The organism is Streptomyces sp. NPDC021622 (genome assembly GCF_040640795.1).
GTDB lineage: Bacteria > Actinomycetota > Actinomycetes > Streptomycetales > Streptomycetaceae > Streptomyces.
The window spans coordinates 70,657-93,079 of record NZ_JBFACK010000014.1; the positions used below are offsets into that span (position 1 = coordinate 70,657).

At 70.5% G+C, this 22,423-nt stretch carries 19 protein-coding genes; 3 read left to right on the forward strand and 16 right to left on the reverse strand.

The window, feature by feature from the left end:
- Nucleotide 1 precedes the first annotated feature (1 nt).
- From AB0G47_RS26540 to AB0G47_RS26565, 6 genes are all read right to left on the reverse strand, one after another.
- Nucleotides 2–3,307 (reverse strand): alpha-mannosidase, encoded by a 3,306-nt coding sequence (locus tag AB0G47_RS26540; protein WP_360774685.1) that lies wholly within the window; start codon nt 3,305–3,307, stop codon nt 2–4.
- Nucleotides 3,308–3,334: 27 nt separating this feature from the next.
- On the reverse strand, nt 3,335–4,147 hold the full coding sequence (locus tag AB0G47_RS26545) for a carbohydrate ABC transporter permease (protein ID WP_360774688.1): 813 nt from the start codon (nt 4,145–4,147) through the stop codon (nt 3,335–3,337).
- Nucleotides 4,148–4,171: 24 nt separating this feature from the next.
- Nucleotides 4,172–5,152: a sugar ABC transporter permease gene (locus tag AB0G47_RS26550; RefSeq protein WP_360774690.1), complete on the reverse strand. Its 981-nt coding sequence runs from the start codon at nt 5,150–5,152 to the stop codon at nt 4,172–4,174.
- Complete coding sequence (locus tag AB0G47_RS26555; RefSeq protein WP_360774695.1) at nt 5,149–6,432, reverse strand: ABC transporter substrate-binding protein; 1,284 nt, start codon at nt 6,430–6,432, stop codon at nt 5,149–5,151. Before AB0G47_RS26555 ends, AB0G47_RS26550 begins: the two co-directional genes overlap by 4 nt.
- A 201-nt stretch (nt 6,433–6,633) precedes the next feature.
- Nucleotides 6,634–8,097 (reverse strand): caspase family protein, encoded by a 1,464-nt coding sequence (locus AB0G47_RS26560; protein ID WP_360774698.1) that lies wholly within the window; start codon nt 8,095–8,097, stop codon nt 6,634–6,636.
- A 2-nt stretch (nt 8,098–8,099) separates the two neighbouring features.
- On the reverse strand, nt 8,100–8,498 hold the full coding sequence (locus tag AB0G47_RS26565) for a hypothetical protein (RefSeq protein WP_360774701.1): 399 nt from the start codon (nt 8,496–8,498) through the stop codon (nt 8,100–8,102).
- A 298-nt stretch (nt 8,499–8,796) separates the two neighbouring features.
- Between AB0G47_RS26565 and AB0G47_RS26570 the strand changes: the two genes are divergently transcribed.
- Nucleotides 8,797–9,627: a PPK2 family polyphosphate kinase gene (locus AB0G47_RS26570; RefSeq protein ID WP_360775127.1), complete on the forward strand. Its 831-nt coding sequence runs from the start codon at nt 8,797–8,799 to the stop codon at nt 9,625–9,627.
- A gap of 24 nt (nt 9,628–9,651) precedes the next feature.
- Entirely contained in the window at nt 9,652–10,230 is a 579-nt protein-coding gene (locus AB0G47_RS26575; protein ID WP_360774704.1) for a dihydrofolate reductase family protein, read from the forward strand.
- 21 nt (nt 10,231–10,251) lie between these two features.
- Here the strand turns inward: AB0G47_RS26575 and AB0G47_RS26580 are convergent, their stop codons facing one another.
- The 7 genes from AB0G47_RS26580 to AB0G47_RS26610 form a co-directional block, all read right to left on the reverse strand.
- Nucleotides 10,252–10,731, reverse strand: coding sequence for a carboxymuconolactone decarboxylase family protein (locus AB0G47_RS26580; RefSeq protein ID WP_360774706.1), 480 nt, complete (start codon nt 10,729–10,731; stop codon nt 10,252–10,254).
- Nucleotides 10,728–11,822 carry a dihydrodipicolinate reductase gene (locus tag AB0G47_RS26585; RefSeq protein WP_360774709.1) on the reverse strand — a complete coding sequence of 365 codons (1,095 nt, stop codon included), beginning with the start codon at nt 11,820–11,822 and terminating at the stop codon, nt 10,728–10,730. The genes AB0G47_RS26580 and AB0G47_RS26585 overlap by 4 nt, the downstream gene beginning before the upstream one ends.
- A 105-nt stretch (nt 11,823–11,927) precedes the next feature.
- Nucleotides 11,928–12,443, reverse strand: a complete 516-nt coding sequence (locus AB0G47_RS26590) for a lytic polysaccharide monooxygenase auxiliary activity family 9 protein (protein WP_266872512.1) — start codon at nt 12,441–12,443, stop codon at nt 11,928–11,930.
- 129 nt (nt 12,444–12,572) lie between these two features.
- Nucleotides 12,573–14,021 (reverse strand): cation:proton antiporter, encoded by a 1,449-nt coding sequence (locus tag AB0G47_RS26595; RefSeq protein ID WP_360774712.1) that lies wholly within the window; start codon nt 14,019–14,021, stop codon nt 12,573–12,575.
- A 449-nt stretch (nt 14,022–14,470) separates the two neighbouring features.
- Complete coding sequence (locus AB0G47_RS26600) at nt 14,471–15,175, reverse strand: HAD-IA family hydrolase (RefSeq protein WP_360774715.1); 705 nt, start codon at nt 15,173–15,175, stop codon at nt 14,471–14,473.
- Nucleotides 15,172–15,957: a hypothetical protein gene (locus tag AB0G47_RS26605; protein WP_360774718.1), complete on the reverse strand. Its 786-nt coding sequence runs from the start codon at nt 15,955–15,957 to the stop codon at nt 15,172–15,174. Before AB0G47_RS26605 ends, AB0G47_RS26600 begins: the two co-directional genes overlap by 4 nt.
- A gap of 215 nt (nt 15,958–16,172) precedes the next feature.
- Entirely contained in the window at nt 16,173–17,468 is a 1,296-nt protein-coding gene (locus tag AB0G47_RS26610) for an FAD-binding oxidoreductase (protein ID WP_360774721.1), read from the reverse strand.
- A 255-nt stretch (nt 17,469–17,723) separates the two neighbouring features.
- On the opposite strand from AB0G47_RS26610, the gene AB0G47_RS26615 reads away from it, so the two are divergent.
- A complete protein-coding gene (locus AB0G47_RS26615; RefSeq protein WP_360774724.1) occupies nt 17,724–19,031 on the forward strand; it encodes a glycosyltransferase in 1,308 nt (435 codons plus the stop codon).
- 18 nt (nt 19,032–19,049) lie between these two features.
- On the opposite strand, the gene AB0G47_RS26620 is transcribed toward AB0G47_RS26615, so the two are convergent.
- The 3 genes from AB0G47_RS26620 to AB0G47_RS26630 all read right to left on the reverse strand — a co-directional run bounded on the left by AB0G47_RS26620 (nt 19,050) and on the right by AB0G47_RS26630 (nt 22,411).
- Nucleotides 19,050–20,252 carry a DegT/DnrJ/EryC1/StrS family aminotransferase gene (locus AB0G47_RS26620; RefSeq protein WP_360774727.1) on the reverse strand — a complete coding sequence of 401 codons (1,203 nt, stop codon included), beginning with the start codon at nt 20,250–20,252 and terminating at the stop codon, nt 19,050–19,052.
- Nucleotides 20,249–20,767 carry a flavin reductase family protein gene (locus AB0G47_RS26625; RefSeq protein WP_360774729.1) on the reverse strand — a complete coding sequence of 173 codons (519 nt, stop codon included), beginning with the start codon at nt 20,765–20,767 and terminating at the stop codon, nt 20,249–20,251. Before AB0G47_RS26625 ends, AB0G47_RS26620 begins: the two co-directional genes overlap by 4 nt.
- A gap of 93 nt (nt 20,768–20,860) precedes the next feature.
- The gene (locus AB0G47_RS26630) at nt 20,861–22,411 is read right to left on the reverse strand and encodes a tryptophan halogenase family protein (protein WP_360774731.1); all 1,551 of its coding nucleotides are present in this window, start codon (nt 22,409–22,411) and stop codon (nt 20,861–20,863) included.
- Nucleotides 22,412–22,423 lie beyond the last annotated feature (12 nt).

Below are 22,423 nucleotides of genomic sequence, written 5' to 3' on the forward strand. Positions count from 1 at the left end.
TTCACGGACGTACGAAAAGCACGGCGGCGGTGCCGAGCGGGGGAAGGGTGATGGTCAACTCGCCGTCCATCAGGGGCAGTTCCTCGCCCGCTGCGCCCAAGTAGTCCGCCCGGTGCGCCGCAGCCACCGGGAAGTGGACGCGGACGGGGCAGTCCACCGGCTGCTCGGCGAAGGACTGCAGCCGCAGCAGGACTTCGCCGGGGCCCGGTGCGGTGGCGCCGACCAGGCGGATCCGCGGGTCGCCGAGGTCGGCGAAGGCGAGGGAAGCCTGCCCGCCGCCCTCCGGCCCCCTGGCCCGCACGGCGCGCAGCGGGCGGCTCCAGGCCGCCGCCGTGGCGGGGCCGAGCCCGTCGGCGGAGACGGCGCAGGCCAGGCTGTAGCGGTAGGTGAACTCGAAGCCCTGCTCGCTGGGGAAGTTGGTGTCCCAGAGGTTGTTGTGGATCCAGGAGAAGACGGTGGCGGGTTCGTCGTGGCCCATCGTCTTGGGGAAGGGCGCGTACGGCAGGGCGATGTTGCCGAACTGCACCAGCGGCGCGTCCTGTGTGGACCAGGCCACCGCGAGCCCGTCGTCCGCGAGGGTCACCCAGCGGCGCACGGCCCGCATGTGCAGCGCCGAACCCGGCACCACAGGAAGGGAGTTGCCGGTGAGACCGCCGGATGCCTCCATGCGTACGGCCGGGTCGTCGAAGGAGAAGGGGAAGGCGAAGTAGGCGCTCTCCTTGCCCAGGGTCGCGTCCTTGTCCAGGCGGTTCTCGATGTCGAGGCGGGGCACGCCGACGGGCAGGGTGAGGGTGGTGCGCAGCCGGTTGGCTCCGGCCGGGCGGGTCTCGTACGTGATCGATTCGGCGGTCGCGGTGGAGCGGCGGGCGATGAGGGCGGCGGGCGGGGCGACGGCGCGGCTGCCGAGGTGTTCGAGGCGGTCGGATGCCGTGGTGCGGCTGGAGTTGTGGTTGAAGGCCCCGGCGGTGGTGTAGCTGTCGTGGAGGTAGCCGTTGAAGCCGACGATGGCATCCTGGCGGACGAGCTCGCGGCCGGTCGACTTGTCGATGACGGAGGCGATGCAGGCGTGCGCGAGGTCGACGCGGACGGCGAGGTGCTCGTTCTCCAGGAGCGTCGGGTCGACGCGGGCGAGAGCGGCGGCGGCACTCTCGGCGGGGTCGTCCCGCTCCGAACCGCCGGTGGGATTCCAGCCGGTGGCGGCCTTCTCGACGGCGGGTTGCGCCCCATCGGCGGCCCGACCCTCCCGCGCCGAACCACCCGCAGGACCCCGCACAGGCGTCACCTTCACACCGGCGGCCTGCGCCACGCCGATCGCCCCGCCCAGACACGCCGAGCCGCCGCCCTTCGCCACGCCGGTCTGCCCCGCCCCGACGCCCCGTGCCGCTTCGGCCGTGATGTCCAGGCGCACGGACCCGGCAGGCGGCACCTCGTCCACCCGCAGCACCAGGAACCGTCCGGCGTCCCGGTGGTCGTCGTTGGTCTGCGGCTGCTCCTCGTGCACGATCCTGCGGCCGGTCCGCGCGTCGTGCACGGCCACCGGGCGGTCCAGGGGCACGCTGCTCTCCGGCAGGAACACGCTGACGACATCGGTGCGCGGCCAGGAGCAGGTGTTGATCACGTGATACGTCGCCACGGCACCCGGCGACACCGCGAGCCGCTGCCCGAGCCGTGCGCTCGCACGGGCGAGGAGTGCGTGGCCGTCGTCGTGGGCGCGCGTCGCCTGCCCGTACTTCCAGTGCCATTGGTGCTCGCCGGAGTGCCCGCCCTCGTCGCCGTGGGTCCATGGGTCGCCGGCGCCCCAGGTGTGCTCGTCGAAGAGCGACACCGCCTCGTAGACCCCGGCGGCGTCGCGGGTGTCTTCCTCGGCCCCCGTGGCGCCGAGGACTCCCGCGAACGTGCCGATGGTCTGGGCGTCGGCGACCACGGACTGGGCGGTGCGGGCCAGCGAGAGCGGTCGCGCTCCCGAGCCGACGCCGTCGACCCACCAGTCGGTCCAGTCGCCCTCGAAGGTCTGGATGGCGTCGCCGAGCCTGGCCTCGGCGTCGGTGAAGAAGTCCTCGTTGCGGGAGAGCCGCAGCCGGGGGTGGGCCCAGGTCTCGTTCCAGCGGCGGACGGTGTCGGCGATGATGCGGCGGGGCGGCGCGTTGTCGCCGAACTTGCCCTGCACGCGCAGGTGGAGGACGTCCCAGGGGTAGGGCTCGCGCTTGATCTCGGCGTGGTCCATGGCCCAGCCGAAGATGCCGCCGCGGTAGGGGTACGGGTTGCTGGCGAGGGAGGTCAGATAGGCCGGCAGCAGGTCGTCGACGTCGGCGTAGTCGGTGTCGAAGCCGAGCAGCGGGCCCTCCATGTAGGCGAGGCCGTGCGGGGTGTCGGTGACCCAGACCAGGACGCTGTTGCCGCTGGGCGCACGCCACCGGAAGAGCCGGGGCAGCTTCTCCCCGCCGACCAGGTGGGGCACCGAGCGCCCGGCCCAATTGTGCGCCACGGAGAGGTACTTGACCCCGGCGGAGGCGAGGGCGTCGACGAGGCCGACGACCGCTCCGGGCACGTCGGTCTGCATGGCGGAGGTGAAGTCGACGCCGTGCGCGTCGCGTATGTCGTGGGCCAGGCGCAGGAGTTCGTGCAGCTCGTCCGTGGAGCAGGTCTCGGTGTGCAGGTTGAACGGCAGGGCGGTCAGCTCGATGCGTCCCTCGCGCACCCGGCGTACGAACTCATCGACCTGTTCGGCGGGCCGGGCGTCGGCCCACTGCCGGAAGGACCACAACGACTCGACGCACCAGCGGAACTGGGACTCGGCGGGCCAGTCGTCGGTGGCCCGGGTGAGCTCCAGGCAGGAGTCGAGGAAGGAGAGATGCTCGGCGAGGACGCGGCCCTGCGGGTCGGTGTAGCCGATGTCGAGGTGGGAGTGGTGGACGAGGTGGATGGTCCACTGGCGTTGGGGGGTGATGCGTACGTCGATGCCGCCCTGCCCCCGCGGGAGGCCGACGGTGACGCGGGTCGCCGTCTCTACGGCGGGGACGAGAAGCCGCACCGAACGGCCGGGCCCGGCGACGCGCTCCACTCGCAGCGCGGCTCCCGATTCCGTGCGCACGCTCAACTCGGCAGGAATATCGGCCCCGTTGACCGGCTCCACACGCAGGGACTGAAGGAGGGAGCCGTCGCCCGCGCGCCGCATCAGCGGTTCCTCCGTCAGCCTGAACACGCCCCCGCCCAGGGGTCCTTCGGCGCTGACCACGCCGGCTCGCAGGCTGTCGCGTATCCGGTCGTTGTCCCAGTCGGTGGTGCGGACGAGGGCCCGTGTCGTCATGCGGATCTCTCCCGGAGGGTGGTCGGGTCAGCGGGCTGATGCGGTGACGCCGCGCAGGAACAGGCCGCGGAACACCAGGAAGACGAGGAGCGTGGGCAGCGACACGATCAGCGCGCCGGCCAGGATGACGGGCGGCCCCGCCGAGCTGTAGGCGTTGTAGAGCGCGTTCAGGGAGGCCATCACCGGCTGGACCTCGGGGCTGCGGCTGAGGGTGATGCCGAGCAGCAGGTCGTTCCAGACGGCGCTGAACTGGAAGATGAAGGCGGCGCCGAGACCCGCCTTCATCAGCGGTACGTGGATGCGCCAGAAGATCCGCCCCATCGAGGCGCCGTCGATCAGCGCCGCCTCGGTGATCTCGGGCGGCATCGTGGTCATCTGATTGCGGATCAGGAAGAACGCGAAGGGGATGGCCCAGGCGACGTACACCATCATCAGGCCGAGCCGGGTGTCGTACAGATTGGCGTCGGCGTAGAGGCCGAAGAGCGGGGCGAGGAACATCTGCAGCGGGAAGAGCGTGCCGGAGTAGATCAGCCAGAACCAGAAGGCGGGCCTGGGGATCGGCAGCACGACCACGGCGAAAGCGGCCATGGCCGCGACGAGCACCGCCGCCGCCCCGCACACCACGGCGTACAGGAGCGAGGACTGGAAGCTGTCGCCGATGCCCGCGTCGCTCCAGGCGGTCTTGAGGTTGTCGGCGATGTCGAAGCCCTGCGGGGTCCACGCGGGCTCGCCCGAGTATTCCGTGGCCGGGGTCAGCGCGTTGACGATCAGCAGGTAGAGCGGGATCAGCCAGCACACCACACAGCCGATGACGAAGAGATTGCGCACTGTGCGTCCCATGAGGGTCTCCTCTTCGGGGCCGGGTCAGGCCCGGGCGGCGGACTCGGGCATCTGGCGGCGCAGATACATCCAGGACGAGGCGACGACGATCACCGAGAGGACGAGCGCGATCGCGGAGCCGTAGCCGACGTGGAAGAGCCGGAACGCCTCGCGGTACATGCTCAGGGCGAGGGTCTCGGAGGAGCGGGACGGGCCGCCCTTGGTGAGCAGCCAGATCATGTCGAAGGCCTTGAGGCTGTTGACGACGGCCATGCCGACGACCACGACCGTGACGGCCCGCAGCTGCGGCAGCGTCACGAACCAGAACATCCGCCAGCCGGTCGCGCCGTCCAACTCGGCTGCTTCCACGGTGTCCTTGGGGATGGCGCGAAGACCGATGGCGAAGAGCACGACGTTGAGCCCGGTGGCCTGCCAGGTGCTCGCCACGATCATCGCGAGGGTGTTCTGCGGCCATTCGAGCAGCCAGGCCTGCGCCCATGAGTCGAGGCCCACCGCGCGCAGGATCTGGTTGACCGCGCCCTGGCTGTTCAGCATGAAGTACCAGAGGACGCCGGTGGCTGCGGCCGAGATCGCGTACGGCAGGACGATGACGAGCTGGGCGAGGCCGCCGAAGCGCATCCGGTGGGTGGCGACGGCGATGAGGAGGCCGGCAAGGACGGGCAGCAGCAGTGTCCCGGCGACCCACAGCAGGGTGTTGAGCAGGGAGCGGCCGAAGATCGGGTCGTCGGCGAGCCGCGCGTAGTTGTCGAAGCCGGTGAAGCTGCTCGTGAAGCCGTTGTCCTCGAAGAAGCTGCCGTAGACGCTGCGGAAGAAGGGATAGACGAGCAGGACGCCGACGAGCGCGAAGGCGGGCAGCGCCCAGGGCAGCGCGGCGAGCGGCCTGCCGTACCTGCCGCTCTCCGCGACGGCCTGGTGCGGAGTGCGGGTGGGCACTCGCCGACGGGTCCGTACCGCTTTCCCGGAGGGCTTTCCCGCGGCCTTCGCGGTGGTCACGATCTCGGTCATGTCTCCTCCGCCTCCCGCCACACCTTCCAGGCCTCGTCGGCGCGCTCCTGCATGGTCCGAAGGACCTTGCGGTACGAGTGCGGGTTCAGCAGGAAGCCCGCCAGATCGTCGACGGTCGCCTCGACCAGTTCGGGAGGCCCTTGTTCCCAGAAGCGGTTGAGCAGCCAGAGCTTGTCGCCGCGTACCTTGCGGGCCAGGCCGTCGATGACCGGGTTGGCGGGTGCGACCTTCGGGTTGGGACAGCCGTCCTGGAGGGTGTGCGAGAAGGCCTTCATGACAGTGGGGTGCAGCCAGGCACCGGCGGCCTTCCGCGCCTCCTCGTGGTCGGGGCCCTTGACCGTGGAGACGAAAGCGCTCGACTCGAAGATCACGCTGGGGCGGGCGCGTGGCGTCGCCATGGGCAGCACGAAGGCGTCGACGTTCTTGCCGGGCCTGCCGCCCGCGCCGACGAGAGTCGAGCCGAGCCAGGTGCCGCAGGGCACCATGCCGATCTTGCCCTGGACCACCTGTGCGGCCGCGTCGTTGTGGTTCAGGTCCATGGGCGTGAACCAGTCCTTGTCGAAGAAGGACGCGATGGTGCGCAGGGCCCGCTCGGCGCGCGGGTCGGTGTAGCGCTCGCGGCCGTTCATCAAGTCCTGGTAGAAGGACGGGTCCTGACGACTCAACACCTCCTGGAACCAGATGAAGGAGGGCCAGCGCCCGTCGGCCGTGCCGTGCAGGGGCGTGATGCCGTTCTTCTTCAGGCGGTCGCAGGCGGCGAGGAAGTCGTCCCAGGTCTCGGGGACTTCCAGGTCATGCTTCTCGAACACCTCGGGGTTGTAGAAGAACACCCAGTACGCGAGGTTCATCGGCAGGGCGTAGACGCGGTCGCGGTAGGTGAACGCGGGGCGCAGGGACGGCTCGACCCAGCCCTTGCCGACCGCACGGTCCCACTGCTCGGTCAGGTCGACGACTCCGCCGGTGCGCGCGAGGTCCTGGAGCCGGTACCCGGACCAGTACTTGAGCATGTCGGGCGTCTTGCTCGTCCGCAGCGAGGACCGCACGACCTGCTCGAACGACTCCAGGGACGCGATCACCTCGGGCACGAGCTCGATGCCCGCGACCGACTTCATGGCCTTGCCCGCGGCGGCCATCGGCTTGGCCCAGGTGGCGTTGTCCCCGTGCACGGCGACCTTGCCCGGTGGCTTGCCCTCGGCGGTTCCACAGGCCGCGGCGAGCGCACCGGCGGCGGCCGCGGCGAGGAGGGCACGCCGGTCGACGTCCTGACGACTACCTGACATGGGCAGCTCCCTCAGGTGCGTGTCAGCCCGGTGTTAGCGTTACCACGGGGCGTCATGGAGCTTCGAGGCACAGGGCCGGGGTGTCAATGGGCCTCGCAAGAAACACCGGCGGGACGGGCCCCGCCCCGTAAGGGGCGCGGGGAACTGCGCGGCCAACCCCCACCGACCCGCAGACACATCACCGCACTGCCCGCGGAGCACTCAGCCCCGCTGAATGCCCGACGTATCAAGCAGAAAACCCCTGCGGCCCTCCTGCGTCATCGCAAGAAGCCCCTGCCCCCGTCGCTCGACGGCCAGGTACCACGTGCCGGGCAGCAACTCCCCCACGACTTCCAGGGCCCCGCTGTCACTCATCAGCGGACGCGCCACCGGCACCGCGAACCAGAACATCTCGAAGTCCGGATCCGGATCCGCGGCCACGGCGTCGGCGAGCCGTTCGGCCGCGCGCACGGTCTCCTCGGTACGCCTCTTCGCGTCCGCCGCGGCCTTCGTTCCTTGCGGGGAGCCCGACTCCGCGGCGGCGGTGTACGAGTCGGCGTCGCCCCGCTGGATCCCCGCGAGGTCGAGGATGAACCCCCGCGTCTTGCCGTCGTCGCTCCGTGCGACCAGGCCCATCCCCCGCTGCTCCAAGGCCAGATACCAGGTGCCCGGCAGCAGCTCCGCCACCGGCTGGAGCGAGCCGTCCTCGCCGAAGAGCGGACGCGGCACCGGCACGGCGAACCAGAACGGCTCGAACCCCGGCTCGGCCGTAGCCGTCACGGCACTGGCCAGGCGCTGCGCGGTCTCCACCGTCTCGCGGGCGCGGCGCTCGGCCTCCAGCCTCAACTGTTCGTTCTCCAGGCGCAGTTGTTCCGAGCGCTGCTCCATCTGGGCCAGTCGCTTCTCGGCCTCGCTCAGCCCGACGACGGGCGGTGGCGGTGTCGGCGTCGCCGCGCGGTTGCGGGCGATGGCGATGAAGCCGCCGAGATTGCGGTTGCGCTGCTGCGGCAGCGGGCGGGACTTGCCGGCCAGCGTGCGGTGCACATGCCGGTAGAGGGTGTCCATGTCCAGCGGGTCGGGCCGGTCGGGAACACCCCCGGTGAGGGTGGCGATGAGCTCGCCGGTGAACGCGGTGTACCGCTCGCCGGGCGGGGACAGCGCGGGGCGGGTCTCCGCGGATGCCGTGAGCAGGCAGGTGCCCTCGACCACGGCCTGGTCGGCGATGTGCGTGCTCGCGCTCATCTTGCCGAGGAGGGCGCGGCCGCTGTAGCAGCAGTCGAGGATCACCACCGTGCGCCGGGCGTGGGCCTGTTGGTCGAGGACGGCCCGGCGCAGGTATTCGTAGCGCAGCGAGGTGTACTCGCGCTCGCGGTCCGATCCGGGCATGGCGAGATACAGCTCGTCGGTGTGCGGGTCCGTCAGACCGTGGCCGGCGTAGTAGACGAGCAGGGTGTCCTCGGCCCGGCGCGCCTTCTCCCGGACGGTGTCGAGAATGTCGCCCACACCGTCCGGCTGGGCGATCACCGTGCAGGCCTCGTCGGGCAGTCCCCACACACCGGGGTCGGTCAGCGCCTCGCGCAGCCCCTCCAGGTTCTGGGCGACGGCGGGCAGATTCTCCAGGTTGGCGTACGTGTGGACGCCGATCAGGACGGCCTCGGAGCGGGCCGGGTCCGACAGCAGGGCCACGGCTACTCGCTGTCCCCGTCCGACGCGACGGGCGCGGGCGCGGCGGTCGCGTTCCACATCCGCAGGATCTGCTCGACCTGCTCCGGGGAGCTGTCCCGCAACGTGACCACGACGCCGTCCCGTTCGAGGCGCACCTGCGGCGGGCGCGGCCGCGAGCCGCGCCAGGCGGCGACCGCGGTGATCAGGCCGGCCAGGGCGATGCTGTTGGCGAGTACGACGTTGACGAGTTCCAGACCGTCGCCCATGTGGCCGCGGGCCCCGCGCGTCGCCCCGGTGGAAACCCTTGCGTGGCCGCGGAGTTCGGGCTCCGCCATGAGCCAGCGGGACAGCGACATGGCCGATTCGGCGCCGTCCGCTTCCGTGCCGGCCGTGCCGTCGCCGAACGTGACGTTGACTTCCACGCCTGTTCCTCTCCCCCGACAGTGACCGGCGATGCTCATCGTAGGGGCCGGTCCGGCGCGAGCACCGGGTTTTCCGGGGCCCGGCCATGCGGGTACGGAATCCTGCGCGCAGGCCCTCAGGGGGTCCTGGATTGCCCGACAAGGCTCAAGCTGAGTGGCGGGCCCCGGCTCCCGCGTCGCACGATCGGGGAAGACCACCGGAAGGGACCGCTCAGTGGCGAAGACCAAGAAAGGCACGAAGGACACGAAGGGCACGAAGAAGAAGCGGGGTGAGGGAGCGAGGAAGCCCCCCGCCCAGCTGCGCGAGCTGTTGCGGATCCCCGAGGGCGAGCGCGTGGACCTCTCCGCGTACGACGCGGCCGCGACCCCGGCAGGACCCGCGGACAAGGCAGCAGGAGTCCGGGCCACCGCCCAGATGGGTGAGCGCCTCGCGGACCTCCAGGAGCGGCTCTACGCGGCGAGCACGGCGGGCGACCGCCGCCGCGTCCTGCTCGTCCTCCAGGGCATGGACACCAGCGGCAAGGGCGGCACGGTCAAGCACGTCATCGGCCTGTTCAACCCCTCCGGCTGCCGCATCAAGGCGTTCAAGACCCCCACGGCCGAGGAGCTGAACCACCCGTTCCTGTGGCGCATCATGCAGGCGCTCCCCCACCCCGGCGAGATCGGCATCTTCGACCGCTCGCACTACGAGGACGTCCTCATCGCCCGGGTGCGCGACCTGGTCCCGCGCAGCCAACTGGGCCGCCGCTACGGCCAGATCAACCGCTTCGAACGCTCCCTGGCCGACGACGGCGTCACGGTCATCAAGTGCTTCCTGCACATCTCGTACGAACAGCAGCGCCGCCGCCTGCTCGAACGCGTCGACAACCCCGACAAACACTGGAAGTTCAACCCGGGCGACATCGAGGAACGCGCCGTGTGGCCCGCCTACCGGGTGGCGTACGAAATCGCCCTGGAGCGCTGCTCCACGACGCACGCCCCGTGGTTCCTCATCCCGGCGGACCGCAAGTGGTACCGCAACTGGGCCATCAGCAAGCTGCTCCTGGAACATCTGAACGCGCTGGATCCGCGGTATCCGAAGGGGGACTTCGATGTGACTCTGGCAAGGAAACAGCTGCTCATGACCTGACCCGCTCCACTCGAGGAGAGCACCATGACCGCCACCTACACATTCGACGTCTTCTCCAGCCTCGACGGCTTCGGCGGCGCCGGCGGCACATGGACCGGCTACTGGGGCAAGCAGGGCCCCGAACTCCTCGACCACCGCCTCGCCCTGTACGAAGAGGAGCAGCGGATGGTCTTCGGCGCCAACACGTACCGGGCGTTCGCGCAGATGCTGGCATCGAGCACCGAGGAGTCGGAGGTGCGCGACCCATGGGTCACCCGCATGCGGAACCTGCCGGCGACGGTGGTGTCGACCACGCTGGAGGGCCCTCTCGACTGGCCGGATGCGAACGTCGCGAACGGCGACGCCGTCGACGTCGTCGCCCGTCTCAAGGAGGAGTCCGCGGTACCGCTGCGCTCGCACGGCAGCCTGTCGATGAACCGGGCGCTGATGGCCGCCGGCCTGGTCGACCGCGTCCAGGTGACACTGTTCCCTGTGATCACCGGCCAGACCGGCCTCGACCCGGTCTTCCGTGGAGCGGCCGACTTCGACCTCGAGCTGATCGAGCACCACACCCTCGACGGCCACATCCAGGAACTCATCTACCGGCCCACGCTGCATGCCTGAGTCTGTCCGGCAGGGGCCGCCTCAGTGCCCCGGCAGCACACACACCGTGTCGAGGCCGAGTACGTGGTTGAGGCGGCCGAAGGAGAGCCAGGCGCCGATGCTCATCGTCAGTTCCACGATCTCGCGCTGGGTGTAGTGCGCGGTCATGCGTGTCCAGAAATCGTCGTCGAGGCCGTGGTGGTCCAGGGCGTACCGCTCCGCGTACTCGGCGGCGAGCCGGGTGCGGTCGTCGAAGGCGTCGGTGGTCCGCCAGCGGGTCACCGCGTCGGCGAACTCCGCCTCGACCTTGTGCCCGTCCCTCTCGGTGCGCCAGTCGAGGCAGAAGAGGCAGCCGTTGATCTGCGCGATGCGCAGCCGCGCGGCCTCGAACTCCCGTAATTCCAGGGTGGTGTGTTCGTAGACGGAGAGGGAGAAGGTTGCCGCCGCTGGTCCTATGCCGGGGACCAGTTCGCCCCATACGTAGCCGATCGGGTCCTGGCCCTCGGGGATGTCGATCATCATGGCCTGCTCCTCTTGAGGTCGCTGCCGCCGAGCTTGCCCGCCGCGGGGCGCAGCGGTACGTCGAGTGCGTCGTACAGGCCCGGTTCCGCGTCTGCCAGCCAGTCGACGGCGTTCACCAGGCGGCCGACCGCGGTGGCGTTGCCGCCCGCTGACCGGTTCTCGCCCTCGTCGGCGGCCTCGACCGAGACCTCGATGCGCGGGCGGCCCTCGATGATCACCCGGTGGACGCCGGAACCGTCCGGCGGTGCGGGCCAGTCCGGTGCGCAGGAGGGGTGGATGCGGGTGATGTGCTCGACGACGATGCGGGGTAAGCCGTCGACGATGCCCTGCACCTCGAAGCGGACCGCGCCCTGGGTGCCCGCAGCGAACTCGCCCATCGTCCGGGTGTGCACCGTGGCGTCGAGCGCGCGGCGCTCCAACGACTCGCGGATCTCGTCGAGTTCGGCGCCGAGCGCCCTGGCCATCAGCCGTAGCTGCCCGCCCCACACCGTCGTCGGGACGGTGGGCGCGAGCATCAGCGGTTCGTAGTCCATGGGCTGGCCCATGCCGACCAGGTAGCGGACCGATTCGGGCTGGTCGTAGGTGGAGTAGTCGAAGATCTCCTGGCAGCGGATCGCGTCGACGGTACTGCCGAGCCCACTGACAAGGAGGGGCAGTACGTCGTTGGCCCAGCCGGGGTCGACGCCGGAGACGAACAGGGAGCCGCCGCCGTCCGCGACGGCGGCGAGCACCGGGTCCCGCAGCTCGGGCGGGGCGCTGCGATGGTCGTAGAGGGCGTAGAGCGCCGGCGTGACGACCACCGCACCTGCCCTGATCGCTCTGCAGACGTCGGCGAGCGCCTCGTCGGGGCGGATGTCGCCCGACGCCGCGTAGACGACTGCGCGGGGGCCCGCGGCGAGCACCGCCGTGATGTCGTCGGTCGCCGTCACTCCCAACTCGACGGCGAGATCGCTCAGTTCGCCCGCGTCGCGGCCGACCTTGCCGGGATCGTGGACAAGGACGGCCGTGAGCTTCAGCGCGGGATGGGCGTCGACGGCACGGATGGCCGCGCGGCCGACGTTGCCGGTGCCCCAGACCACCGTGGAAATCATGCGGCGGAGGGTAGCGACAGGGGGTGTCGGTTCATAGGGCCGTGACGGGAAAGGTGCGATGCGGAGGTGCCAGGGGGGGCTGGCTGACCGTCACGGCCCTTGTGTCTAGCGGATGTTGACGTCGATGCAGGCGTAGAAGGCGTTCGACGTGTCGCCGATGTTCCACACGGCGAGCACCTTGTGCCTGCCGGTCGCGCTGCCCAGATTGACCTGGTGGGAGACGGTGGCGGGAGGCTGCTGGTTGCCGCCGTCGATGGTGGCGACCTTCGTGCCGTCGACGAAGTACTCGTAGTTCGCGGTGCGGTGCCGCGCGGTGAACGTCCAGGTGAAGGTCTGCGTCCTGCTGACGTCGCTGACCCGCCAGCCCTTGCTGTCGTCGTCGAGCTCCGCGAACCTGGCGTTGCCGCCGCTGCAGCTGCGCAGCCCCTTGGGCCCCTCGACGCTCTGCGGTTCGTACTTGATCTCGCCGCACGCCACCGTGCCCGCGGCGCACTGCGCCTGACGGCTCGCCGGCGCGTTGACGTACCCGTGCGCGCTGGCCGAACCGGTCGGCAGGGTGAGGGCGAGGACCGGTGCCAGGCCCGCGCCGATCGCGGCGGCGGTCTTCCGCTTTCTGTCCATGCGTACTCCTTCACGGCGGTGCTTCGTGGGGGTGTGCGGCGTGAAGTGCTCTCGTGGGGCGGCCGTGGCCGGATGTGCACGGTGGCCGATTAGTCCAGACCATAGACTTCGGCGAGCCTCGGTCAAGGTTTACTTTCGGACGACCGCCTGTATCAGCCGCAGCCCCGGCCCTGTCATGGCCGTCGTGACGAGGGTGACGAGCACGAGCACCGCGAACAGCTGGTCGTCGATCACTCCCGCCTGGTGCCCGATGCCGAGCACGACCAGTTCGGTCAGGCCGCGCGTGTTCATCAGGACGCCGAGCACCAGTGAGTCCGTACGCGTCAGGCCGGACAGCCATCCCGCGAGGCCCGCACCGAGGATCTTGGAGAGCATGGCGGCGACGAGCATCCCGCACAGGAGCAGCACGTTCCCCCAGTCGAGGGAGAGTGCACCGAGGTCGAGGGAGAGGCCGAACCCCAGGAAGAAGAACGGGAGAAGGAGCTGCGCCAAGGTGTGGACGGCGGCCGACTGCGCCTCGCCGGACTGTCCGCGGAAGGTGGTCGGCCAGGCGAGGCCAAAGAGGAACGCCCCGATGAGCTGGTGGATGCCGAGCTGCGCCGTGAGACCGGCCGAAACGGCCACGCCCGCGGTGCACAGCGTGAGGACCGCGGCGGGCGAGCGGCCCAAGGGTCCTTCGAGCACCCTCTTGAGGCCTGCCCGTACCGGACCGAGCAGGACCGCCGTGGCGACGAGCGAGAGCAGCAGTGTCTGCCATGTCGTACCCGGCCCGTCGCCCTGCGCCAGGGCGAGGGCCACGGTGAGCACCAGCCAGCAGACGCCGTCACCGACCGCCGCGGCGTAGAGGCTGAGCCGGCCCGTCTTGCTCCCCAGAAGTCCGAGGTCGGCGAGGATGCGGGCGAGCACGGGAAAGGCGGTCACGCTGAGCGCGCAGCCCAGGAACAGGGCAAAGGCGGTGGGTTCGGAGGAGACCCCCTCGTAGCGCGGGAACAGCCACAGCGCCAGCGCGGCCCCGGTCGCGAACGGGACCAGGAAGGACGCGAGGGTCACGAGCGGCGCGCCCTGCGCCTCGCGGGCCGTCCCGCGTGCCTGGGACAGTTCCTGTCCCACGCCGAACATGAAGAGGACAAGGCCGAGTTGGGCCAGTGCGTCGAGCCCCGTCACCACCGGCTTCGGGAAGATCCACGAGAACACGTCCGGCGCGAGCCGGCCAAGGAGCGTGGGCCCCAGGGCGAGTCCCGCGCAGATCTCGCCGATGACCCGGGGCTGGCCGAGCCGCTCCGCGAGCGCTCCGGCGCCGCGTGCCACAACGAGTACGGCCGCCGCGGCGAGCAGCAGCACCGCGGTGGTGGAGGCCCCGGGACCGTGCCCGCCCCCGCCGCCCCCGTCCCCGCCCCGTCCCGCCTCGACCAGCGCGAGGACACCGGCGACGGCCGGCACCACGACGAGCAGCCCGTATCCGACGCGCCGACGCCGAAGAACCGTCCGGCGGTCGGCAGGCGCGTCGCCATCGGCGGGGGCGGGGAGGGCCTGGGGAGACACATCACGTGACTCCGCGGTCTCTTCTGTGAGTCTCACGTCGATAGCCGATCCTGTGTGTGGCGGGTGTGGGGTGCGGTGCGGTCGGTGCGGGGTGACGGGTGCGGGACGGCCGGTGCAGGGCGGTCGGTGCGGGGTGACGGGTGCGGATCGGCCGGTCCAGGGAGTCGGTGCGGGATGGCAGGTGCGGGACGCCCGGTGCAGGACGGCCAGTGCAAGACGCTCGGTGCGGGACGGCAGGTGCGGGATGGCCGGTGTGGGACGGTCGGTACGGGGTGGCGGGTACGGGGTGGCGGGTACGGGGTGGCAGGTGCGGGACGGCCAGTGCAGGACGGCCAGTGCAGGACGCCCGGTGCACGACGCCCGGTGCACGACCCCCGGTGCACGACCCCCGGCACACAACGGCCAGCCCAAGACGCCCGGCGCAAGACACCCGATGCACGGCGGCCGGTGCAGGGCGGGCGTGAGGTGTGATGCCTCGGGGGGCCTCAGGCGGCCCGGACGTGGATGCCGGCCGCTCGTGCGGCCGTCTCCAGGTCGTCGAGGCCGTCTAGTTCCAGGTCCGGCGGTGCGGCGCCGTGGTGCGTGCCGTAGCCGAAACTGACCCAGGCGACGGGCATGCCCGCGGCCTGTGCGGCGCGCAGGTCGTAGACGCTGTCGCCGACCATCAGCGCGGACGAGCCGCCGACCAGCCTCAGCGCGCTGAGCAGCGGGTCGGGGGCGGGCTTGCGGCGCTCGGGGCCGTCGCCGGTCACCACCGCGTCGAAGCAGGTGTCGAGCCCGACCGCGGCGAGGAGCGGCGCCGTCACGTGACGGGACTTGTTGGTGCAGAGGGCGACCCGGACTCCGGCCGTGCGCAGCCGGCGCAGGAGCGCATCGGCCCCGGGGTACAGGCGTGCCCTGGCAGCCGGTTGACGCGCGTACCCGGCGAGGTAGGCCTGGTACACGCGCGCCACCAGCGCGGGGTCGTGGTCGCGTCGGCTCTTGCGCATCGACGCCTCGACGAGCGCGGTCCCGCCTTCACCGACCCGTTCGCTCACCTCGGAGCGGGTCAGGGCGGGCAGCCGGTGTTCGCCCAGTGCGCGATTGACGACCTCCTCGATGTCGCTGAGGGTGTCCACCAGCGTGCCGTCGAGGTCGAAGAGGACGGTGTCGATCTGTAGCGGCTCTCGTGCCGTCGTGTAGTACGTCATGGGGCGGTCACCACCTTGTCGCGGGACCGCATGGTGGTCAGGACGTCGTCGCGGTCGTAGAGAACGCGCCGCCCGTCCTTGCGTCGCCGCCACTGATGCGTGTTGGCCAGCCAGTACACGGTGCCGGACGCGATCTGCCAGCCCGCCGAGATGTCCTGTGCGGTGAGCCCCACGCTCTGGGCGGTACGCGGACGGGGCGAGGTCAGGGTGTGCCAGGCGTCCGGCCGCCAGGAGTGTGCGGGGTCCGCGGAGCAGACGATGGCGGCCCGCCCGGTGGGCGTGCGCGGGGAGAGGTGTGCCACCAACTCCCCCTCGCAGCCGGGCCGTACGCAGGTGCCGACGGGCACGCTGCCGTCGCGGCGGTCGGACAGCGCCGACCAGGCGAGCCGCACCAGGTCGTCCGTCTCGGTGGCGATGTCCTGCGCCGCCTCGTGCCCGGTCAGCCAGTCGGCGTGGCCGACGAGGAAGGCGGTGAGCGCCGAGGTGTCGCGGGCCGGGGCCGGGACGCTCCGCTGCTCGCAGACGAGCGCGGCCCAACTCGTCAGGACCGTACGGATGTCGCTCCTGATGTCGAGGACCTGGGTGTTGAGCGGGATGCCGGGTGTGCCCCGTTCCCGCACCTTCCCCGCGGTCCTGCGGGACGGCGCGTGGGTGAGGGTGTTGGCCAGCTCGTCGTAGAGCAGTCCGAGCGCGACCAGGTTCTGGGCGATCCGCTGGGGGGACTGGGACGTGCCGCGGGCGGCGGTGGATGTGCGGGCGGACGCTAAGGACGTGGAGAGCATTGGCGAACATCCCCCTGGCAGTGGTTCCGGTGCTGTACGGACACCCTGCCGGGCGCCGCTACCAGCCCGTTCCCCATCCGTTCCCGCCCCGCTACCGCACGCTCTCCCGCCCCGGTACCGCGCCCGCGCCGCCGCGGACACGACGAAGCTCCGGCCGGAGTGGGTGTCGTTCGGGATCACCCACTGCGACCGGAGCTTCTTCCTGCGTGGCGGTGTCAGTTCTTGCCGCGCGGCCCGACGGTGAAGGCCGGGCTGACGCCGACCTGTGCGGGGACGAACGGTTCAAGTGCCCATGCGGGGCTTGCCTGTTCGTGGGCGGCGGACGGGTCGGAGACCGACACCTCCGGGTCCACCGGGGAGATCGCCGCGACGAGGTAGCGGGCGTCGCGCCCGCGCACGGTGTCCGGGACCTTGGGCGTACGGGAGAGCGCACCGCCGAGGTGACGGATGTTCGTGATCACCATGGTGTGGCCGTTCGGCTGCGCCAGGGTCTCGAGCGCCGTCGGGTCGAGCGTGTCGATCAGGACGTTCTCGCCGATGTACGGGCCAGGGGTGTCCGGTTCGGCGTGCACACGGGCCGATTCGGTGAACGGCATCGGCGCCAGGGTGTCCTCGATCGTCTCCGCCGCCTTGCGCAGCGGAGCCACCAGACGGTCGGCGTCATCGGCCGTGCCGCGCATCGCGATCGCGACGCGCGCGATACGCCGGCCGCGCAGCGGCGGGGGCAGGAAGTCGCCGTCGGGGAAGGCCATCACCCGCAGCGTGGAGGTGATTTCGTCGGGCGCGCCCGCCGTCCACTCGCGGAACGCGTGGAGCACCGCGGAGTCGCCCTCTGCGTCCGACGCCCCGATGTCGAAGGTCAATCCGCCGCCCTGCAGGGCGCCTTCGGGCAGCAGGCGGATGGTCATCGCGGTGACGACCTCGCCCGGCAGGGGTCCGGTGCCGCGCAGCCGGGCGAAGGTCTCGACGTCGTTCTCGTCGACCTGGCGCTCCTCGCCGTCCGCGGTCACGACCGTGAACGAACGGACGAAGTCGCTTGCCCAGCCGTCCGATCGGCCGAGCAGACTGATCCCGCCCCCGAAGGTGTAGCCGACGGCACCGACGCTCGCCATGCTGCCACTGGGCGGCACCAGACCGTGCGGCGCGGCGGCCGCCGCGACATCGCCCCAGGACGTGCCGCCTTCGACACGGGCGGTGCGGTCGATGGGGTCGACCACGACGCCGTTCAGCCGACGCACCGTCAGCACGATCCCGCCGTCGGCGGCCAGGCGCATCCCGTGTCCGGTGCTGTGCACGGTGAGCGGAACCCCGTTCTCGCCGGCGAAGCGCACGACGGCCCGGACGTCGTCGGCATCCCGCGCCCCGACCACGAGGTCGGGACGGTGCCGCAGACCGAGCTGGAAACTCGCCAACTCATCGGCGAATCCCGTGTCGTTGGGCTGCAGCACCGGTCCTGCCACGGCGCGGCTCAGCGCTCCGGCCAGGCGGGATGCTTCGTTCGAGATAGTCATGCTTGTCCTTGTCCTCGACTGCGCTCGGTGGGTCGGGGTCTACCGGTTTCCTGTTCACAGCCCCAGCGTTGGCTGGCAATGTGTTGGCTGACAACCTATTGGTAGCACATCCGGCAAGACCTGGGCAGACCGCCCGCCCTTTCCGGCCAGTTGGGCCCGCGGGCACCCGCTGAACGAACAGTCCTGAGCGATCGCCCGCTGGGTTAACGTTCCGCACATAGTGACGATCGGCCGAGAAAAAGTGGGGGCAAAACCGTGGTGAATATCCTCGTGGCGACGGCGCCGGCCGAAGGCCACGTCAATGTGATGATGCATGTGGTGAAGGAACTCGTGCGCCGTGGAAACGAAGTGACCTGGTACACAGGGAAGGCATTCGAGGCACGCGTCAAAAAGACCGGCGCCCGGTTCTCTCCGATCGTCTCCGGATTCGACTACGGCGGAATGACGCACGACGAGGCATTCCCCCACCACGAAGGTCTCACCGGAACCAAGGGAATGGTCGCCGTCTTCCGTGACGTGTTTTTCGGCACCGCACCCGACCAACTCCGGGATCTGACGGCGCTGGCCGAGGAATTGCGCCCCGACGTGGTGGTCACCGACGAGACCACGTACGCCGGCGGATTCCTCAGCGAGAAGACAGGAATTCCGCTGGTCTGGATGGCCACGTCGATCTACACCCTCAGCAGCCGGGACACCGCGCCGTTCGGCATGGGCCTGCGGCCGAGCGCCACCGTCCTCGGGCGCCTGCGCAACCGGATGCTGAAGTGGACCGGGGACCACATCATCATGCGCGAGCTGCGGCGGGAGGCCGACAAGACGCGTGCCCAGGTGGGCCTCGAGCGGATCGACGCCGGCGCCTTCGAGAACATCATCCGCATGCCGTCGCTTTACCTCCTCGGGACGGTGCCGTCCTTCGAGTACCCCCGCAGCGACCTGCTCCCCCAGACCCGCTTCGTCGGCCCCATCACCGGCGAGCCCACCGATGAGTTCCAACCTCCGCACTGGTGGGACGACTTGAAGGCGTACGACACCGTGGTGCACCTGACGCAGGGCACCGTGGCCAATGAACCCGAGCGGCTGCTGCTGCCCGCGATCCGCGCGCTCTCCGACCTCGACGCCCTGATCGTCACCACCACCGGCGTGCCGCCCGAGCAGCTCGACCTGGGCCCGCTGCCGAAGAACGTACGGGTGGAGCGGTTCGTGCCGTACCACCATCTCCTGCCGCACGCCGACCTCCTGGTCACCAACGGTGGGTACGGCGGTGTCACCGCGGCCCTGAGCAACGGCGTACCGCTCGTCGTGGCCTCCGCCACCGAGGACAAGAACGAGGTCGGCGCCCACGTCGGCTGGTCCGGCGCCGGTGTGCACCTCAAGGAGGGCGACGACCTGGAGACCCAACTGCGGGCGGCGGTACGGCGCGTGCTCACCGAGCCCGGCTTCCGCAAGCGGGCCCGGCAGCTCGGCGAGGAGTACCGCGCGCAGAACGGGCCCCGCCGCGCCGCCGAGCACATCGAGGGTCTCGTGGCCGACGTCGGCTCCGCCGAGCGGCGGCAGTCGCGCTGACCCGGGGGCCGCGGTCCGCTAGGCGTGGCGGACCGCGGCCGCGATCACGTCACAGATCAGGTCCACGTCGTCCGGCGCCACCGAGAGCCCGATCGGCAGGGCGAGCACACGCCCCGCGAGCTCCTCGGTCGCCGGCAGGTCGAGCGGTGTGTGCACGGCGTCGTCGCGGTAGGGCGGCATGCGGTGGCAGCCCGGTGCGAAGTACTTCTTGGTGCGGATGTTCTCCGCGCCGAGGATGTCGAAGAGACGGTCGCGGTCAAGGCCTGCCGCGCCCGGGTCCACCCGTACGACGACGTACTGGTGGTTGTGGGTCTGCCCCGCGGGCGCCTCGATCAGGGTGACGCCGGGCACCTCGTCCAGGCCGTCCCGGTAGCGCAGATGGAGCGACCTGTAGGTGCTCAGAGTGTCGTCGAGGCACTCGACGGACGCGATGCCCATCGCCGCCGACGACTCGCTCATCTTCGCGTTCGTCCCCGGTCCCGCGACCTCCATCGCGTCGTCGAAGCCGAAGTTGTGCATCGACCGCACGCGCGCGTGGATCTCGTCGTCGTCGGTGGCGACGAGCCCGCCCTCGAAGGTGTTCAGGATCTTCGTCGCGTGGAAGCTGAACACCTCCGCCGCCCCCTGGGGGGCCGGCGCCAGGGGCCGGCAGCCGAACGCCTGCGCAGAGTCGTAGAGAAGCGGCACGCCCGCGTCCCTGGCCACGCCGTCGAGTCCGGTCAAGTCGCAGAGGTTGCCCCAGAGATGGACGCCGAGGATGCCGCCCGTGCGAGGGGTCACCGCCTTGGCGACCGAGAGGGGGTCCAGCGTGCCGGTCTCCGGGTCGATGTCGCAGAACACCGGCGTGAGGCCGATCCAGCTCATCGCGAGGGCCGTCGCCGCAAAGGTGAACGACGGCATGATGACTTCCCCGGTGACGCCGCACGCCTTCGCCGCGACCTGCAGCGCGGCGGTCGCGTTGCCCGTCGCGGTGTTGTGCCGGCGCAGGGTCCGCTCCGCCGTCAGACCCTCGAACTCCTGCACAAGCGGGCCGAGATTGCTCAGCCACCGGCGGTCGATGGCCTCGCCGACCAGCTCCAGATAGCGCTCCTTGGCCGGTACGTTCGGCGTGCCCACCCTGATGTCGTCGGCGAAGGCGGGCTCGCCCCCGAACCAGGCCAGGTCGGTACGGACCTTCTTGGCCTTCACGGCCACCTCCCGGTCGGCCCGTCTGCCGGTCATGGCGCGGGCCAGACTGCATAGTTGCGCAGGCCGTAGAGCAACGGCTGCGGGGCGGGCGAGAACGTCACCGACTGCTCCACGTGCCCGTAGACCACGGTGTGATCGCCGATCGTCTCGGTCTTCAGGACCCGGCAGTCGGCCACCGCGTGCGCGTCGTGCGGCAGATGCGGGCCGCCGCCACCGGGGGCGTCCTCCCACTTCACGCGGTCGAAGCGGTCCGCCGCGCCCGATGCGAACAGTTCGGCGGCCGGACGTCCGGCGTCATCGAGGAGGTTGACCGCGAACCGGCCCCCCTCCAGTACGGCGGCGAGGGTCGGGCTTCCGTTCCTGACGCAGACCAGGAGCGTCGGCGGCCGGAGCGTGACGCTGCACAGGGACGAGCACGTCATCCCCCAGGGTCGCCCCGCCGCGTCGAAGGCGGTGATCACCGTGACTCCGGTCGGGAATCCGGCCATCAGCGCGCGCAGTTCCTCGGGGGCGAGTGAGGCTGCCGGTTGGGCGTTGTGTGCGATCATCCCGGCATCACCGGGTTCCCTTCCGTCGATATGTCGATGACCGGCCCCGCGGCACCGGTCGGGTGCCGCGGGGCCGAAGGCCGGGTCCGTGTGTCAGTGGGCCTGGGCGAGGTAGTCGTACTGACTGGGCAGGTTCTGGACCAGCTCGCGCGAGGTGGCGCGCACCCGCTCGAACTCCTCGGCCGCGGCCGAACCGTCCATCAGGTCAAGGGCGCCGGGCGCGCGCAGCGGGAGCCCCTGCAGACCGAGGAGCATCGAGACGTAGGAGTACGACTCGAAGCCGTGGTAGTGCGGGTAGATGGTCTCCGCGTCGGGCATCTTGGTCTTCCACTGCTCGATGCGCGCGGCAAGGGCGTCGGGCACCGCACGGTTCTTGGCGTCCTGCCAGTACTTGGTGTCGTTCCGCTTCGCGGCGCGGTAGTGCAGCACCAGGAACTCCCGGACACCGTCGATGCAGTGGTTGACCGCGGTGTTGTAGGAGTCGCGGAGCTGGGTCGCCCAGTCCTCCTGCGGGAAGTGCTTGACCAGCTGCTCGATGCCGTGCTGGATGAAGAAGATCCCGGTCGACTCCAGCGGCTCGACGAAGCCGCTGGACAGGCCGATGGCCACGCAGTTCTTCGTCCAGGAGTTACGGCTGCGGCCGATCCGCATGCGGATGTGGTTGGCCTCGAGGTCCGCCGCGTCCGGGCCGACGAACTCGCGCAGCGTGCGCTCGGCCTCCTCGGGATCGCAGTAGTCGCTGGAGTAGACGTAGCCCGTGCCGATGCGGTCGAAGAGCGGGATCGTCCAGATCCAGCCGGCCTCCTGGGCGGTGGCCGTGGTGTAGGGACGGATGCCCGTCTTGGCCGTGTCCTGCGGGACGCGCAGCGCGACGGCACGGTCGTTGGGCAGGGTGTCCTGGAAGGAGACGAAGGGCTCGCCCAGCTTCTCGTTCAGGAGCAGGCCCTTGAACCCGGTGCAGTCGATGAAGAGGTCGGCCTCCAGGTCGCCGTGGTCCTTCGTGGCGACGGCAGTGATCCAGCCGCGGTCGTCGAGCTTGGTCTCGACCACGTCGTCGACGACATGGCGGACACCGCGGTTCACGCCGTACTCGGTCAGGTACTTCGCGAGCAGCGCGGCGTCGAACTGGTAGGCGTACGGGAACTGCGTGTCCTGCTCGGTGAGGGTGGACTTGAACACGGAACCGTCAGGACCCAGGTCACCGTTGCTCTGCTCGAAGAGCGTGCCGTCGAGCAGGCGCGGGGAGCGCAGGTTGTCGCCCATCTGCGCCATCACGAAGTTGTCGACGTCGAAGCGCTCCGAAGGACGCTGCTTGAGCCACCAGTCCGTCAGCGGGAATCCGTCGACGACGCGGAGCCGCTCGAAGGGGTGGTAGAAGTGCTTGCCCGGCTCGGCCCAGTTCTCGAAGCGAATGCCCAGTTTGTAGGTGGCGTTGCACGCCGGCATCCAGTCGGTTTCCTTGAGTCCCAGGTACTCGAAGAAATGGCGCACGGTGCTGAAAGTGGCCTCGCCCACGCCGATGGTGGGCACCCGGTCGGATTCCACGACGGTGACCGATATTCGGTCGCCGAACGCGGCCTTGAGATAACTGGCGCTCATCCAGCCGGACGTGCCGCCGCCCACTACTACAACCCTGTTGACCATGCTCGTCGCCTT

Coding starts and splice junctions, on each gene's coding strand:
- AB0G47_RS26610 (WP_360774721.1), bottom strand. CDS start 17,468: ATGACTATCTCGAACGAAGCATCCCGCCTGGCCGGAGCGCTGAGCCGC.
- AB0G47_RS26585 (WP_360774709.1), bottom strand. CDS start 11,822: ATGATTTCCACGGTGGTCTGGGGCACCGGCAACGTCGGCCGCGCGGCC.
- AB0G47_RS26605 (WP_360774718.1), bottom strand. CDS start 15,957: ATGCTCTCCACGTCCTTAGCGTCCGCCCGCACATCCACCGCCGCCCGC.
- AB0G47_RS26575 (WP_360774704.1), top strand. CDS start 9,652: ATGACCGCCACCTACACATTCGACGTCTTCTCCAGCCTCGACGGCTTC.
- AB0G47_RS26600 (WP_360774715.1), bottom strand. CDS start 15,175: ATGACGTACTACACGACGGCACGAGAGCCGCTACAGATCGACACCGTC.
- AB0G47_RS26545 (WP_360774688.1), bottom strand. CDS start 4,147: ATGGGACGCACAGTGCGCAATCTCTTCGTCATCGGCTGTGTGGTGTGC.
- AB0G47_RS26580 (WP_360774706.1), bottom strand. CDS start 10,731: ATGATGATCGACATCCCCGAGGGCCAGGACCCGATCGGCTACGTATGG.
- AB0G47_RS26630 (WP_360774731.1), bottom strand. CDS start 22,411: ATGGTCAACAGGGTTGTAGTAGTGGGCGGCGGCACGTCCGGCTGGATG.
- AB0G47_RS26550 (WP_360774690.1), bottom strand. CDS start 5,152: ATGACCGAGATCGTGACCACCGCGAAGGCCGCGGGAAAGCCCTCCGGG.
- AB0G47_RS26590 (WP_266872512.1), bottom strand. CDS start 12,443: ATGGACAGAAAGCGGAAGACCGCCGCCGCGATCGGCGCGGGCCTGGCA.
- AB0G47_RS26555 (WP_360774695.1), bottom strand. CDS start 6,432: ATGTCAGGTAGTCGTCAGGACGTCGACCGGCGTGCCCTCCTCGCCGCG.
- AB0G47_RS26540 (WP_360774685.1), bottom strand. CDS start 3,307: ATGACGACACGGGCCCTCGTCCGCACCACCGACTGGGACAACGACCGG.
- AB0G47_RS26625 (WP_360774729.1), bottom strand. CDS start 20,767: ATGATCGCACACAACGCCCAACCGGCAGCCTCACTCGCCCCCGAGGAA.
- AB0G47_RS26620 (WP_360774727.1), bottom strand. CDS start 20,252: ATGACCGGCAGACGGGCCGACCGGGAGGTGGCCGTGAAGGCCAAGAAG.